This is a genomic window from Curtobacterium sp. JUb34 (assembly GCF_003755065.1).
Classification (GTDB): domain Bacteria; phylum Actinomycetota; class Actinomycetes; order Actinomycetales; family Microbacteriaceae; genus Curtobacterium.
Genome location: NZ_RJVH01000002.1, coordinates 873,450 through 887,376, shown reverse-complemented (window position 1 = coordinate 887,376; position 13,927 = coordinate 873,450). Strand labels below are relative to the sequence as shown.

At 70.6% G+C, this 13,927-nt stretch carries 12 protein-coding genes; 8 read left to right on the top strand and 4 right to left on the bottom strand.

Annotation, left to right across the window (positions count from 1 at the left end):
* Positions 1–52: 52 nt before the first annotated feature.
* Entirely contained in the window at positions 53–1,948 is a 1,896-nt protein-coding gene (locus EDF63_RS10620) for a long-chain fatty acid--CoA ligase (RefSeq protein WP_260233056.1), read from the bottom strand.
* Positions 1,949–2,070: 122 nt separating this feature from the next.
* On the opposite strand from EDF63_RS10620, the gene EDF63_RS10615 reads away from it, so the two are divergent.
* The 3 genes from EDF63_RS10615 to EDF63_RS10605 all read left to right on the top strand — a co-directional run bounded on the left by EDF63_RS10615 (position 2,071) and on the right by EDF63_RS10605 (position 5,290).
* Positions 2,071–3,024, top strand: coding sequence for an ROK family glucokinase (locus EDF63_RS10615; RefSeq protein ID WP_111085799.1), 954 nt, complete (start codon positions 2,071–2,073; stop codon positions 3,022–3,024).
* Between the two features lie 61 nt (positions 3,025–3,085).
* A complete protein-coding gene (locus EDF63_RS10610; RefSeq protein WP_123312964.1) occupies positions 3,086–3,811 on the top strand; it encodes a 1-acyl-sn-glycerol-3-phosphate acyltransferase in 726 nt (241 codons plus the stop codon).
* A 93-nt stretch (positions 3,812–3,904) separates the two neighbouring features.
* Positions 3,905–5,290, top strand: coding sequence for a class II 3-deoxy-7-phosphoheptulonate synthase (locus tag EDF63_RS10605; RefSeq protein ID WP_123312963.1), 1,386 nt, complete (start codon positions 3,905–3,907; stop codon positions 5,288–5,290).
* 287 nt (positions 5,291–5,577) lie between these two features.
* Here the strand turns inward: EDF63_RS10605 and pknB are convergent, their stop codons facing one another.
* Both pknB and EDF63_RS10595 read right to left on the bottom strand, forming a co-directional pair.
* Positions 5,578–7,647, bottom strand: coding sequence for a Stk1 family PASTA domain-containing Ser/Thr kinase (pknB, locus tag EDF63_RS10600; protein ID WP_123312962.1), 2,070 nt, complete (start codon positions 7,645–7,647; stop codon positions 5,578–5,580).
* An 82-nt stretch (positions 7,648–7,729) separates the two neighbouring features.
* Positions 7,730–9,037: a LysM peptidoglycan-binding domain-containing protein gene (locus tag EDF63_RS10595; protein ID WP_260233055.1), complete on the bottom strand. Its 1,308-nt coding sequence runs from the start codon at positions 9,035–9,037 to the stop codon at positions 7,730–7,732.
* A 171-nt stretch (positions 9,038–9,208) separates the two neighbouring features.
* On the opposite strand from EDF63_RS10595, the gene EDF63_RS10590 reads away from it, so the two are divergent.
* Positions 9,209–9,565, top strand: a complete 357-nt coding sequence (locus EDF63_RS10590) for an Rv2175c family DNA-binding protein (protein ID WP_123313150.1) — start codon at positions 9,209–9,211, stop codon at positions 9,563–9,565.
* 70 nt (positions 9,566–9,635) lie between these two features.
* Here the strand turns inward: EDF63_RS10590 and EDF63_RS10585 are convergent, their stop codons facing one another.
* The gene (locus EDF63_RS10585; protein ID WP_123312961.1) at positions 9,636–10,754 is read right to left on the bottom strand and encodes a polyprenyl synthetase family protein; all 1,119 of its coding nucleotides are present in this window, start codon (positions 10,752–10,754) and stop codon (positions 9,636–9,638) included.
* Positions 10,755–10,864: 110 nt separating this feature from the next.
* On the opposite strand from EDF63_RS10585, the gene EDF63_RS10580 reads away from it, so the two are divergent.
* From EDF63_RS10580 to EDF63_RS10565, 4 genes are all read left to right on the top strand, one after another.
* Positions 10,865–11,260, top strand: a complete 396-nt coding sequence (locus tag EDF63_RS10580) for a DUF3040 domain-containing protein (protein ID WP_123312960.1) — start codon at positions 10,865–10,867, stop codon at positions 11,258–11,260.
* Between the two features lie 483 nt (positions 11,261–11,743).
* The gene (mraZ, locus tag EDF63_RS10575) at positions 11,744–12,175 is read left to right on the top strand and encodes a division/cell wall cluster transcriptional repressor MraZ (protein WP_071254530.1); all 432 of its coding nucleotides are present in this window, start codon (positions 11,744–11,746) and stop codon (positions 12,173–12,175) included.
* Between the two features lie 106 nt (positions 12,176–12,281).
* Positions 12,282–13,247, top strand: coding sequence for a 16S rRNA (cytosine(1402)-N(4))-methyltransferase RsmH (rsmH, locus tag EDF63_RS10570; RefSeq protein WP_123312959.1), 966 nt, complete (start codon positions 12,282–12,284; stop codon positions 13,245–13,247).
* 1 nt (position 13,248) lies between these two features.
* Entirely contained in the window at positions 13,249–13,926 is a 678-nt protein-coding gene (locus EDF63_RS10565) for a hypothetical protein (protein WP_123312958.1), read from the top strand.
* The last annotated feature ends 1 nt before the right edge of the window (position 13,927 follow it).

Sequence of the window (13,927 nt, the reverse complement as noted above, 5' to 3'; positions counted from 1 at the left end):
AGAAACGACCTGGTACGCACGAAACGCCCCGGTACGCCGAGACGATGGGGCGCTACGCGCGGCGCCCGCGACGCTCCTCGATGACCGGCGTCGCGGTCGTCTGCACCTTCGACCCCGAGTAGATGTGGTCGATGTCCGCCGCGAAGTCGCGGAGGATGACCGACCGCTTGATCGTGAGCTTCGGCGTCAGGTGTCCAGAGCCCTCGGACAGCTCGGTGTCCAGGATCGTGAACGACCGGACCGACTCGGCTCGTGAGACCCGGCCGTTCGCGGTGTCGATGGCCTCCTGCACGGCGCTGAGCACGCGTTCGTCGTACGCGGCCTCGTGCGCGGAGAGCGCCGGGGTGATCCCGCGGCTCTCGCACCACCCCGGGAGCATCTCGCGGTCGAGCGTGACGAGGGCGGCGACGAAGGGCTTGCCCTCGCCGACGACCACGACCTGTCCGATGAGCGGGTGTTCGCGGATGCCGTCCTCGAGCGGCGCGGGGGCGACGTTCTTGCCGCTGGCGGTTACGATGAGCTCCTTGGCTCGGCCGGTGACCGTCAGGATCCCGTCGGCGTCGAGCCGCCCGAGGTCGCCCGTGCGGAACCAGCCGTCGTCGGTGAAGGCGTGCTCCGTGGCCTCGTCGTTCCGCCAGTAGCGGTCGAACACGTCGACCCCGCGGATCAGGATCTCCTGGTCGTCGGCGATCCGGATCTCGACGCCGGGCAGCGCGCGGCCGACCGTGCCGATGCGGAGCTCTGCAGCGCGGTTCACGGTCGCGGGGGCCGTCGTCTCGGTGAGCCCGTAGCCCTCGAGGATGAGCACGCCGATCGACCGGAAGAAGTGCGACAGCCGCGGTGAGAGCGGCGCCGAACCACTGACCGCGTACTCGGTCCGACCGCCGAGGGCGTTCCGGAGCTTCGCGTAGACCAGCTTGTCGAAGAGCTTGAACTTCAGGCCGAGCACGAGCGGCACCCGCCCGGCGGCCAGCGCTTCGGAGTGCGCGACCGCCGTGTCCGCCGCGGCCCGGAAGATCTTCCCCTTGCCGCCGAGGTCGGCCTTCTGCTCGGACGCGTTGTAGATCTTCTCGAAGACCCTGGGGACGGCCAGCAGGAACGACGGCTTGAAGGACGACACCGCCTGCATGAGGTCCTTCGTGTCCGGCTCGTGGCCGACCAGGACACCGGCCGACACCGACATCGCCGCGATGAACCGGGCGAACACGTGGGCCATCGGGATGAAGAGCAGGGTCGAGGCGCCGTCCGCGACGACCTCGGGCATCGCGACGCTGGCGTTCTCGACCGTCGCGGTGAAGTTGTCGTGCCGCAGGACGCACCCCTTCGGGCGTCCGGTCGACCCGGAGGTGTAGATGATCGTCGCGTCGTCGTGGCCGTGCACGGTCGCCGTCCGGGCGTCGAGTTCGTCGTCGGTGACGTCCTCGCCGAGCCGGGTCAGGTCGTCGAGCCCACCGCCGTCGATCGTCCAGTGCTGTCCGAGGTGCGGCAGGTCCGGTGCGATCGAGGCGACCCGGCGCGCGTGCTCCTCCTGCTCGACGACGATCGCGACGGCCTCGGAGTCGGAGAGGATCCACCGGACCTGGTCGGGGGAGCTCGTCTCGTAGACGGGGACGGAGACCAGCCCCGCGGTCCACACCGCGAAGTCGACGAGGGTCCACTCGAGGCGTGTGCGGGACAGGATGGCGACGTGGGCGCCGGGCTCGAGGCCGGCGGCGACGAAGCCCTTCGCGATGCCGCGGACCCGCCCCAGGACCTCGCCGGCGGTGATCGTCGTCCACGTGTCGCCGTGGCGCTGGGCCAGGATCGGACGCGACGGCGTCAGTCGGGCGCGGTCGCCGAGCAGCCGCGCTGCGGAGCCGTGGTCAGGAGCGACGGGGCCGCTGGTCGGACGCGATGCGTGCCTCCCGGTCGACGCCTCGGTGCCGGGTACGGGTCGCTGATCGTTCACGGTGACTCCCTTGTCTGCCGGTTCGATTCGAGGGCGCCTCATCCTGCGAGGCGTCACAGTCAGCATAGGGCGCGTGACCGGGCGTTCCGTGAGTTCGCGGCGAACCGGTAGGCTCTTGGACCGTGCACGCCATCGGAATCGACATCGGGGGCACCAAGATCGCGGGAGCGGTCGTGACGGAACTCGGCGAGATCATCGCCGAGGACCGCGTGGCCACCAACGCTGCGGACCCGAACGCCATGCTCGACGACGTCGTCTCGATGGTCGAGCGACTCAGTTCGGGACACGAGGTCGGCGCCGTGGGCGTCGCGGCTCCCGGGTTCATCGACGCCTCGCAGTCGATCGTCTACTACACGCCGAACATCCGGTGGCGGAACGAGCCACTGCGCCAGAAGCTGCAGCAGCGTCTCGGCGACCTGCACATCACGGTCGACAACGACGCCAACGCCGCCGGGTGGGCCGAGTTCCGCTTCGGCGCCGGCCGCCTCGTCTCCGACATGACCATGCTCACCATCGGCACCGGCGTCGGCGGCGCCATCGTGACCGAGGACCGCCTGTTCCGCGGCGGCTTCGGCACCGGTGGCGAGATCGGGCACCTGCGCATCGTGCCGAACGGTCTGCCCTGCGGCTGCGGTGCCCGTGGCTGCATCGAGCAGTACGGATCCGGCCGTGCCCTGCAGCGGATGGCGAACGACGTCGCCGACGCCGGCGGCATCGGCTCGGCCCTGGCCGACGCGCGCGAAGCCAACGGCGGCGAGCTCGACGGTCACATCGTGGGCGACCTGATCCTGGCCGACGACCCGGGTGCCCTCGCGGCCCTCCGCCGTCTCGGCCGGCACCTCGGTGAAGCCTGCGCCTCACTGTCGGCGGTGCTCGACCCGCAGCTCTTCGTGTTCGGCGGCGGTGTCGCCAGCGCGGGGGACCGGCTGCTCGACCCGATCAAGCAGGCGTACCTCAACAACCTGCCGGCGCGTGGCTACCACCCCGAGCCGGACTTCGTGATCGCCGAGCTGGTCAACGACGCCGGGGTCGTCGGTGCCGCCGACCTGGCCCGCATCCACGCCCGCACGGCGTAGGCGCATCCGCGTCCGCACCGCGTAAGGTCGCTCTGGCCCGCCCCACCACCTGGAGTCGTCGATGACCTACTGGCTGCTGAAGAACTTCCTGCTCGGCCCGCTCATCCTCACCCTGTTCCGTCCCTGGGTGGTCGGCCGCGAGCACGTCCCCGCCAAGGGGCCGGTCATCTTCGCGTCGAACCACATCTCGTTCATCGACTCGGTGATCCTGCCGGCCGTGCTCGACCGGCGGCTGTCCTTCCTGGCGAAGAGCGACTACTTCACCGGGCGGGGCCTCAAGGGGTGGGCGACGAAGACGTTCTTCAACGCCATCGGCCAGCTGCCCATCGACCGCTCCGGCGGCAAAGCGTCCGAGGCGTCGCTCCGCACCGGCCTGCAGGTGCTGGCCCGCGGGGAACAGCTCGGCATCTACCCGGAGGGCACCCGCAGCCCCGACGGCAAGCTCTACCGGGGCCGGACCGGCATCGCGCGGATGATCCTCGAGGGCCGTGTCCTCGTCGTCCCCGTCGCCATGGTCGGCACGCGCGAGGTGCAGCAGATCGGGCAGCGCTTCCCGAAGATCAAGCGCGTCGGCGTCGTGTTCGGCAAGCCGCTCGACTTCTCGCGGTTCCAGGGCTTCGAGACCGACCGGTTCATCCTGCGGAGCGTCACCGACGAGGTCATGCACGAGCTCGCCGGGCTGAGCCGGCAGGAGTACGTCGACGTCTACGCCACCAGCGTCAAGGAGCGCGCGAGCTCCGCACGCGAGGCCGTCATGCGGGAACGGAAGTCGTCGCCCGCACGTTAGGCTCTGATGGTCCCGGCACTCCGCCGGGACGCCCGTTCTGCCGCCTTCCGGCGGCCCGGCGGGCCGCCCGCACAGAACACCGAGGTAACGCCCTTGCCCGAGTCGACCGACTTCGTCGCCCTGCAGGATCCGGACGTCATCGAGGGGCTCGACTATTGGCGCACGCTCCCCATCAAGCAGCAGCCGACGTGGCCCGACGCGAGTGCGGCCGAAGCCGCCTCGGCCGAGATCGCGACGCTGCCGCCCCTCGTCTTCGCGGGCGAGGTCGACAAGCTCCGCGAGCGGCTCGCAGCCGCCGCCCAGGGCAAGGCGTTCCTGCTGCAGGGCGGTGACTGCGCCGAGACGTTCGCCGGTGCGACCGCCGACTCCATCCGTGACCGGGTCAAGACGATCCTGCAGATGGCCGTCGTGCTGACCTACGGCGCCTCGATGCCGGTCATCAAGATGGGCCGCATGGCCGGGCAGTTCGCCAAGCCGCGCTCGAGCGACTTCGAGACCCGCGGCGACGTCACGCTGCCCGCCTACCGCGGCGACATCGTGAACGGCTACGACTTCACGCCCGAGAGCCGGACGGCCGACCCGCGCCGCCTGGTGCAGGGGTACCACACGGCCGCGTCGACCCTGAACCTCGTCCGCGCCTTCACGCAGGGTGGCTTCGCCGACCTGCGCCAGGTGCACTCGTGGAACAAGGGCTTCGCGTCGAACCCGGCGAACGCCCGGTACGAGCACCTCGCCAAGGAGATCGACCGCGCGATCCGCTTCATGGACGCCTGCGGTGCCGACTTCGAGGCGCTCAAGCACGTCGAGTTCTACGCGTCGCACGAGGGTCTCCTCATGGACTACGAGCGTCCGATGACCCGCATCGACTCGCGCTCGGGTCTGGCCTACGACACGTCGGGCCACTTCATCTGGATCGGCGAGCGCACGCGGGACCTCGACGGTGCCCACGTGGACTTCCTGTCGCGGGTGCGGAACCCGATCGGCGTGAAGCTCGGCCCGACCACGAGCGTCGACGACATGAAGGCCCTGGTCGACAAGCTCGACCCGAACCGCGAGCCCGGCCGCCTGACGTTCATCACGCGCATGGGTGCCGGCAAGATCCGCGACGAGCTGCCCAAGCTGCTCGAGGCGATCAAGGGCATGGACGCCAACCCGCTGTGGGTCACCGACCCGATGCACGGCAACGGCCTCACCACGCCCACCGGCTACAAGACCCGTCGGTTCGACGACGTCGTGGACGAGGTCCTCGGCTTCTTCGAGGCGCACCGCCAGGTCGGCACGTACCCGGGCGGCATGCACGTCGAGCTCACCGGTGACGACGTCACCGAGTGCCTCGGCGGCTCGGAGCACATCGACGAGGCCACCCTCGCCACCCGGTACGAGTCGCTCTGCGACCCGCGACTGAACCACATGCAGTCGCTCGAGCTCGCGTTCCTCGTGGCCGAGGAGCTCGGCGCGCACCCGCACGTGCGCGCGTAGCGCGCAGCGGAGCGGGTCAGTCCCGCCAGAGCGACAGAACCCCGCGAACCGTTCGCGGGGTTCTGTCGCTTCCGCGTGCCGGACGGGAGGCCCGTGGCGGCTCCGCACCGCGCCTCCCGTCCGCCGTGCCGTCGCGTCCACTGCCCGCCCCGCCAAGGCGTCAGCGGCGCCGGTCCGCGAAAGCGACAGTGTGCCGCCGATGTCCGGCGGCACACTGTCGCTTTCGCGGTGGTTTCGGCGAGATTGGGCGGACGGATGTCGCTTCGGCGGACCGGACTGCCCGACCGCTACTGGTCGTAGGCGAGCGTCACCGTGTCGCCGCGGTACACCGTGGCCCCGGCGCCCGGGTCGGTACCGGTCACCGGGAGCTTCGACTTCCAGTCGTAGAACCCGCACAGGATGTTCGTGCAGTCCGGTACAGCGACCTTGAGCCCGAGGCCCTCGAGCGTCGCGGTGGCCTCGTTGATCGTCGCGCCGACGACGCCGTCCTCGGGGACGGTGATCGGTGTCGGACCCTTCGACACGACGACGTCGATCGCGGTGCCGCGCACGGCGGGGGAGTCCTGCACCTCGGCGGAGACGATCTGGCCGGAGGGGACGGTCTCGCTGTACTCCTCGGTGCGTGCGCCGAGGATCAGTCCGACGTCGTCGAGTGCGGCCGACGCCTCGTCGACGGTCTTGCCGACGACGTCGGGCACGGCCCCGAGGGACACCGTGAGGGTGACCGGACCGGTCTCGCCGTAGGCCTTGACCGCGGTCAGGTCGAGCGCCTTGCCGCCCGACGCACGGCCGGTCGCCGCGATGACGGTGTCCTTCGCGGCGTCCGCGGAGAACTCGTACCGGTTGTCCTGCAGTTCGAAGTCGTCGTCGAGCGCGGCGGTGACGGTGGAGATCGGCTGCCCGACGATCGCCGGCAGCGCGATCATCCTCGGGCCGTTCGACACGACGAGCTGCACGGACGTGCCCTTCTGCACCTCGCGCTCCGCGGCCGGCTTCGTGACGGACACCTGTCCCTTCGCGACGACGGCGTCGAACCGGGTTCCGGTCTTCGACGCCGCGTGCAGGCCCTGGGCTTCGAGCAGCTGCCGGGCCTGCGAGACCGACTTGCCCGTCACTTCGGGGATGCGCACGTTGCCACCCGGCCCCGGCCCGAAGTACCAGCCGAAGCCCGCGCCGATGAGCAGGAGCACGACGAAGACCGACAGTGCGATCCAGCCGCGCTTGCGACGCTTGGCGGACAGGTCGGCCAGGCGCTGCCCCGCGGGGGACAGCACGCCGGGCTGCGCGCCGGTGCGGCGCGGGCCCGGACCGGTGTTGCGGTTGCGGGTCGCCGGGCGGCTCCGCTCGGGGGAGTCGATGATGGCCGTGGCGTCGGTCGCCGCCGCCGGTGCGTCCGCGGCAGCAGCGCGTGAACCGGCGCCGGGTGCACCGGTACCGGCCGTGGCGCCGCCGCCGGACGGCAGGATCGCCGTCGCGTTCTCGGGCCGCAGCACGGCGGTCCGGTACTGGCCCGTCGCACGCTGCTGGTTGCCGGCCATGTGGTCGAGCATCTCGCGGGCGTCGCGCGGGCGGTCCTCGGGGTCGCGGGCGGTCGACCAGGCGACGAGTTCGTCGAGCTCGGGCGGCACGCCGGACACCGCGGCGCTCGGCACGGGCACCGTGTCGTTCGCGTGCTGGTAGGCGATCTGCATCGGCTGCTCGCCCTTGTAGGGCTGTTCGCCGGTGAGCATCTCGTAGAGCATGATGCCGAGCGCGTAGATGTCGCTGCGCGAGTCGGCAGCGCCACGGGTCACGAGCTCGGGGGACAGGTACGCGATCGTGCCGAGCAGGGCGGCGCCGGTCGCGGTGTTCGCGGTCGTCGCGCGGGCCAGACCGAAGTCGCCGAGCTTGATGCGGCCGTCGTCGGCGAGCAGGACGTTCTCGGGCTTCAGGTCGCGGTGCACGATGCCGGCGCGGTGGGCCGAGGCGAGGCCGGCCAGCACCGCCCGCAGGATGTCGGTCGCCTGCTCCGGCGTCAGGGCGTGGTGCTCCTGCAGCAGGTCCCGCAGCGTGATGCCCGGGATGTACTCCATCACGATGTACGCGGTGTCGTCCTCGGCACCCTGGTCGTAGACACCGACCAGGTTCGGGTGGGACAGCCGTGCGGCCGACCTCGCCTCTTGGATGAAGCGTTCGCGGAAGGCCTGGTCGTCGGCCAGGTGCCCGTGCATGATCTTGATCGCGACGCGTCGCTCGAGGCGGACGTCGGTCGCGAGGTACACGGTCGCCATGCCCCCGCGCGCGATGCGGGAGCGGACGCGGTACCGCTGATCGATCATGCGACCGATCATCGGATCCGTGGCGGCGTTGGTGGTCATCGGCGGCATTCTACGAATCGAGACTGCACGGGACCGCACCGGCGCACCGGTCGTGACCCAATCTCGATCTTCCGGATGAGACTCAGAGGGTGGCCAGCCAGCCCTCGGCGGCGCTCGCCCAGTTGGCGTAGGCCTTCGGGTAAGCGGAGAGCTGCACGGCCTGGGCGGCGTCGGTGATGCTCATCGACGACCACCCGGGCACGTCGAGCAGCCCGCGGGTCTTGCCCGTGTTCGGGTTGTTCCGCCCGCCGAAGAACAGCTTCGTCGCGTAGGCCGGGTCCTGCAGCTTCGCCGCACTGCCCCAGCCCTGGCTCGGCCGCTGCTGGAACAGGCCGACCGAGTCGCGGTCACCGTGGGGCAGGTTGCGCAGGCTCGACTCCTGCATCGCGGCGGCCAACGCCACCACGATGCCGCGGTCGGACACCCCGAGGGAGCGGCCGACGGCGACGATGGTGGCCGCGTTCTGGCGCTGCTCGGCACTCAGCCCGACGGCGGCGCTCACGGCGGCACGCGACGGTGCGGCGGCGGTCGCCGTGGCGGAGCTCGACGACGGGATGACGAGGGTCTTGCCCGCGTAGATCGTGCTCGTGTAGGTCAGGCCGTTCGCCGACAACAGCGCGGCGACGGAGACGTGGTGGGACGCGGCGATCGAGCCGATCGTGTCGCCCGAGGAGATCTTCACACTCGACTTCGACGAACCCGACGAACCCGACGACGCGGCGGCCGTCGACACCGAGCCGCCACCGGACGAGCCGTGCGGCACCCGAAGGGTCTGGCCGGGGTAGATCACGCTGCGCTGCGAGAGCTTGTTCGCACTGAGGAGCGCCGTCGTCGACACCCCGACCCGCGACGCGATGCCGGACACGGTGTCGCCCGACTTGACGTGGTAGCTCGAGGTGCTCGACCCCGAGCCGGACGTCGATCCGGCGCTCGTGGTCGTGCGCGCCGTCGTCACCGCGGGCGTCGACGCCAGGTGCAGCGTCTGCCCGGGGTGGATGATCGTGTTCCAGCCGAGGCCGTTGCGCACCAGGACCTCCTGCGCCGACAGGCCGAAGCGGGCGGCGATGCCCGAGACCGTGTCGCCCTGACGGACGGTGTAGTTCGTGGGCACAGCCGTGGTGGGGGACTTCGTCGTCGCGGCGACCGTCGTGACGGTGGTCTGCGACGGACGAGCGACCGCGGTACCGAACACCGGACGGTTGCCGACGTTGCGGTCCTGGTCGACGTGGCGCTTGTGGTTCGCGTCCGCGTCGTCGTGTCGCGGTTCGGCGTGCGCGACCGGGCCGGTCAGGCCGGCGGTCACCGCGATCGTGCCCGCGAGGACGATGGGCATGGTCGCGAACCGGGCGGATCGTGCGCGTCGGGCGGCTTCGTCTGCAGCGTGGTCCACGGTTTCTCCTGATCTCGACTGTCCCGTGCGCGTGCATGCGCGCACTCACAGGTGGCACAACGCTGGCATGGTGTGATTCCCAAGTCAACCAGAGAGCCGGATGTGGTGCGTGTGACGAATGTGACGAACGAGGCGTACTCACTCGGTGCCCCGCTCTGGCACCATGGGCGTGTGAGTGCTGCACCCGTCGACGACCTGACCCTCTCCGAGCGCTGGCTGACCGTCCCCGAACTGGTGGACCTGTTCAGCACCAGCCCCGGTCGGATCCACCGCCTGTTCGAGGAGCGGACCCTGCTGGCGGCCCGCGTCGGTGGCGTCCTGCGCGTGCCGAGCGAGTTCCTCGAGGACCGCGAGCCCCTGCCCGAGCTGCGCGGCACCCTCACCGTGCTCGGTGACAACGGCTTCACCGACGACGAGGCGGTCCGCTGGATGCTCACCGTCGACGACTCGATGGGCGTCTCGCCCATCGCGGCGCTGCGCGCCGGTCGCAAGGCCGAGGTGCGCCGCGTGGCGCAGTCGCTGCTCTAGACGCGTTCCGAGCAGACGGGAGGCCCGGTGCCAGCTGGCACCGGGCCTCCCGTCCGTCCTGGGAGTGGGTCTAGGACGACCGGCGGCTGACCGTGTCGGCCAGCGACGCGAGCTGCTCCCGTGCCGACGGCGTCAGCGGCGACGCGTCGAGCGCCGCCTTCGCACGCTGCACGTGCCGGTCGATGGAACGCTCGACGGCGGCGACCGCACCGGACTCGGTGAGGGTGGCGCGGAGCATCTGCACCTGTTCCTCGTCGAGGTCCGGGTCGCCGAGGAGCTCGTCCAGCAGCTGCCGCGGGCCGCTCGCCAGGGCCTTGCGCGCCGAGGCGATGAGCACTGTGCGCTTGCCCTCGCGCAGGTCGTCGCCCGCGGGCTTGCCGGTGACCTCGGGGTCCCCGAACACGCCGAGCATGTCGTCGCGCAGCTGGTAGGCGACGCCGAGGGGGAGTCCGAAGGCGCGGAGGCCCTCGAGCTGCGACTCGCTCGCGCCGGCCACCAGGGCGCCGATGACGAGCGGTGCCTCGATCGAGTACTTCGCCGACTTGAAGACGATGACGCGCTGGGCGCGGAGCAGGTGCTCGGACTCGTCGATGACGGGCCAGGCTGTTTCTTCGTGCACGTCGAGGTACTGGCCCGCGGTGACGTCGAGGCGCATGGCGTGGAACTCCTGGCGCACGATGCGGCCGCGCACCGGGTCGAGGAGCGCGAGGCCCTCGTCGAACACCGAGTCGCTGAGGGAGAGCAGCAGGTCGCCGAGCAGCAGTGCCGAGTTCGTGCCGTACTGTCCGCGGTCGCCGACGAAACCGGACTCCTGGTGGAGCGACTCGAAGCGGCGGTGCGCCGCGGGACGCCCGCGACGGGTGTCCGAGCGGTCCATGATGTCGTCGTGCACGAGCGCCGCTGCGTGGAAGACCTCGAGCGCCGCGGCGACCGTGACGATCGCCTCGGCCGTGGTCTGGCGGGAGCCCTCGGCGAGCGGGTCGAACGAGCCCGAACGGCCCGCCACCGACTGCCATCCCCAGTAGCAGAACAGCGCCCGGAAGCGCTTGCCGCCGGACAGCAGATCACGGGCGTACAGGTCGAACGGGGCGAGATCGGGGCTGATCGCGAGGAGCCGCTCACGCTGCTCGTCGAGTGCCCGGTCGATACGCGCCGATACGAGGTCCACTAATCGCGTACTCTCAGCCACAGTCCCTACCCTAGTGGAGCGGTTGGGACATAGAATCGGTCCACTCAACCGAGTGTTTTCCAGCCCGGTTGTTCAACCCCGCGTCGATCCCAGGAACAGAGGGAACCCAGATGCCGCTCTCGGAACAGGAGCAGCGCCTTCTCGAAGAGATGGAGCGCAGCCTCTACCAGAACGATTCCGATTTCGTGGCGCGTGTCACACGTCGACAGGGTCGTCCGACGTACACGGCCATCACGCTCGGCGTGCTCGGTGCACTCGCCGGCGTCGCGATCGTCATCGTCGGTCTCGTGATCAAGGCCCCGCTGCTCGGCATCCTCGGCTTCGTCGTGATGCTCGCCGGTGTCCTCTTCGCGTTGCGCCCGGGCATGCGAGCCCCGAAGGCGAAGCCCGCTCGGCCGGGTGCTCCGGCGTCCGGTGGTTCGGCTCGTCCGGCCAACGGTGGCGGTGGGTCCTTCATGGACCGGATGAACGACCGCTGGGACAAGCGGAACGACCAGGGGCAGTAGCAGCCCTCCACACTCCTCCCTCGTGACGGGGTCGGCCTTCGGGTCGGCCCCGTTTTCGCGTTTCCGGGGGCGTTCGCGGGGGTGAGCGCCGTCGAGGTTCCGAAATCTCGGCATCTCGCGCGCCCTGGCGTCCGTTCGTGGAACCTCGGCGACTCGCGCGCGGCATGTCGTGGAACCTCGGCGCGGTGCCGGCGCCGTGGTGTGAGCAGCCGGGCCTCCCGCACCACATCGGGCCGTGCTCCGCCGCGCCGCCGTGACGCTCCACCGGCTGCGAAAGTCCTCCACTTTCCTCCACGCCCTCCATTCCGGCCCAGATCCCCGCCATGACAGGCATCTGCGGCGATGGCTCAGCGGCAACCGGCGCTCGAACGGCCCCAGAAGGGGTGTCACGGGGCGAAAAGGGAGCGGAATCCTGCGCGTGGGGAGGGGAGTGGAGTAAAGTGGGGCTTGCAACGGTCCGGTGGAGCGGAGGGGAGGCCCGACGTGCTGCTCGGTACTCATGCCCCGAAGCTCGACGAGAAGGGTCGCGTGATCCTCCCCGCCAAGTTCCGGGACGAACTGTCCGGGGGACTCGTGATGACCCGCGGCCAGGAACGCTGCGTCGTGGTCTTCAGTGCCCGGACGTTCGAGGAACTCCACGAGCGCATCCGGACCGCACCGATGACGTCGAAGCGCACCAGGGACTACATGCGCCTGTTCCTCTCGGGGGCCAGCGCCGAACAGCCCGACAAGCAGAACCGCGTGACGATCCCGCAGAACCTCCGTGAGTACGCGGGGCTCGAGCGGGACCTGACGGTCATCGGCAGCGGTGACCGTGCCGAGATCTGGTCGACCACCGCGTGGGAGGCCTACTACGCCGAAGCCGAAGAGGCGTTCGCCGACAACGACGAGGAGGTGATCCCGGGGATCTTCTGATCCGTGGATCGGGACTCCCAGCCGTGAAGCCCTGACATCACTTCCCCGATGTCAGGTCGCATGGATGGGGATCCGGACCCGCGGCCCAGGAGACGAGGGGCTGCACATGGCCGACAACGACAACGGGACGCCACGCTTCCCGCACACGCCGGTGATGCTCGAGCGCATCGTCGACCTGTTCACGCCGACGCTCGACGGGCCGGGCAAGGTCGTCGTCGACGCCACGCTCGGCATGGGCGGGCACTCCGAGGGGCTGCTCGAACGGTTCCCGGAGCTCACGCTCATCGGTCTCGACCGCGACACCGACGCCCTCGGCATCGCGGGGGAGCGACTCGCCCGCTTCGGCGACCGCGTCCGTCTGGTGCACACCGTGTACGACGGCATCGTCGACGCCATCGAGGGCGAGGGCTTCCGTCAGGTCGACGGTGTGCTGTTCGACCTCGGTGTCAGCTCGCTGCAGCTCGACCGGGCCGAGCGCGGCTTCGCCTACAGCCAGGACGCGCCGCTCGACATGCGGATGGACCGGACCGAGGGGCAGACCGCCGCCGACGTCCTGGCCACCTACGACGAGGGCCAGCTGCGCCGCATCTTCCAGCGCTACGGCGAGGAGAAGCTCGCCGGCCGGTACGCCCGCGCCATCGTCGAGCGCCGAGCAAGCGCCCCGTTCACGATGTCCGGCGACCTCGTCCAGGTGCTCCACGACGCGACCCCGGTCGCGATCCAGCGCCAGGGCCACCCGGCGAAGCGCGTGTTCCAGGCGCTGCGCATCGAGGTCAACGCCGAGCTCAGCGTCCTCGAGCGCGCGATCCCGGCTGCACTCGACGCCATCGCGGTCGGTGGCCGGATCGTCGTCGAGTCGTACCAGTCGCTCGAGGACCGCATCGTCAAGCGGGCACTCGTGGAGCGCACGAAGTCGAGCGCCCCCGCCGGGCTGCCCGTCGAGCTCCCCGAGCACGCCCCCACCTTCTCCCTGATCGTCAAGGGCGCCGAGCTGGCCGACGAGGCCGAGCGCGCCGCCAACCCCCGAGCAACACCCGTGCGCCTGCGCGCGGCCGAGCGGATCCGGAAGTGACATGAGCACGAACCTCGCACTCGTCGACCCCGCCGTCGTCCCGTCCCGCACCCCGCGCCCGGACCGACAGAGCCGACCGGAGCTCGTCGAGGTCACCCCGACCGCGGCGCAGCGTCGTGCACGGCCCCGCATCGGCTACGCCGTCACTGCGGTCGTCGCGCTCGGCATCCTGCTGCTCGCCCAGCTCGGCATCAGCATGGTGCTCAGTCAGGGGGCCTACACGCTGAGCGCCCTCGGCACCGAGCAGACGAACCTCTCCCGCACGCAGCAGTCGCTCTCCGAGGAACTCCGCGTGCTCGACTCGCCGCAGAACCTGGCCCGCAACGCGCAGTCGCTCGGGATGATCGCCAACTCCACGCCGGTGTACCTCGACCCCAAGACGGGCCGGGTGTACGGCACGCCGACGCCCGCGGTCGCCGACCCGGCCACGGCGAGTACGGAGAACCAGGTGCCGAACTCGCTGCTGAACGACGTCCCCCTCGCCGCGAAGCAGGGCGACACGTCGACGAGCAAGGAGACGGGCTCGACGACCGGCAGCGCGAGCAGCACCGGCAGCGCGAGCACCGCCAACAGCGCCGCGTCTGAGAAGACGAGCGGCGCCAGCGCGTCGGACGGGGGTTCCTCGAAGTCCTCCGTAGAGTCCGACGCGAACCAGCTCCAGGCGCCTTCCACCCGGTGAC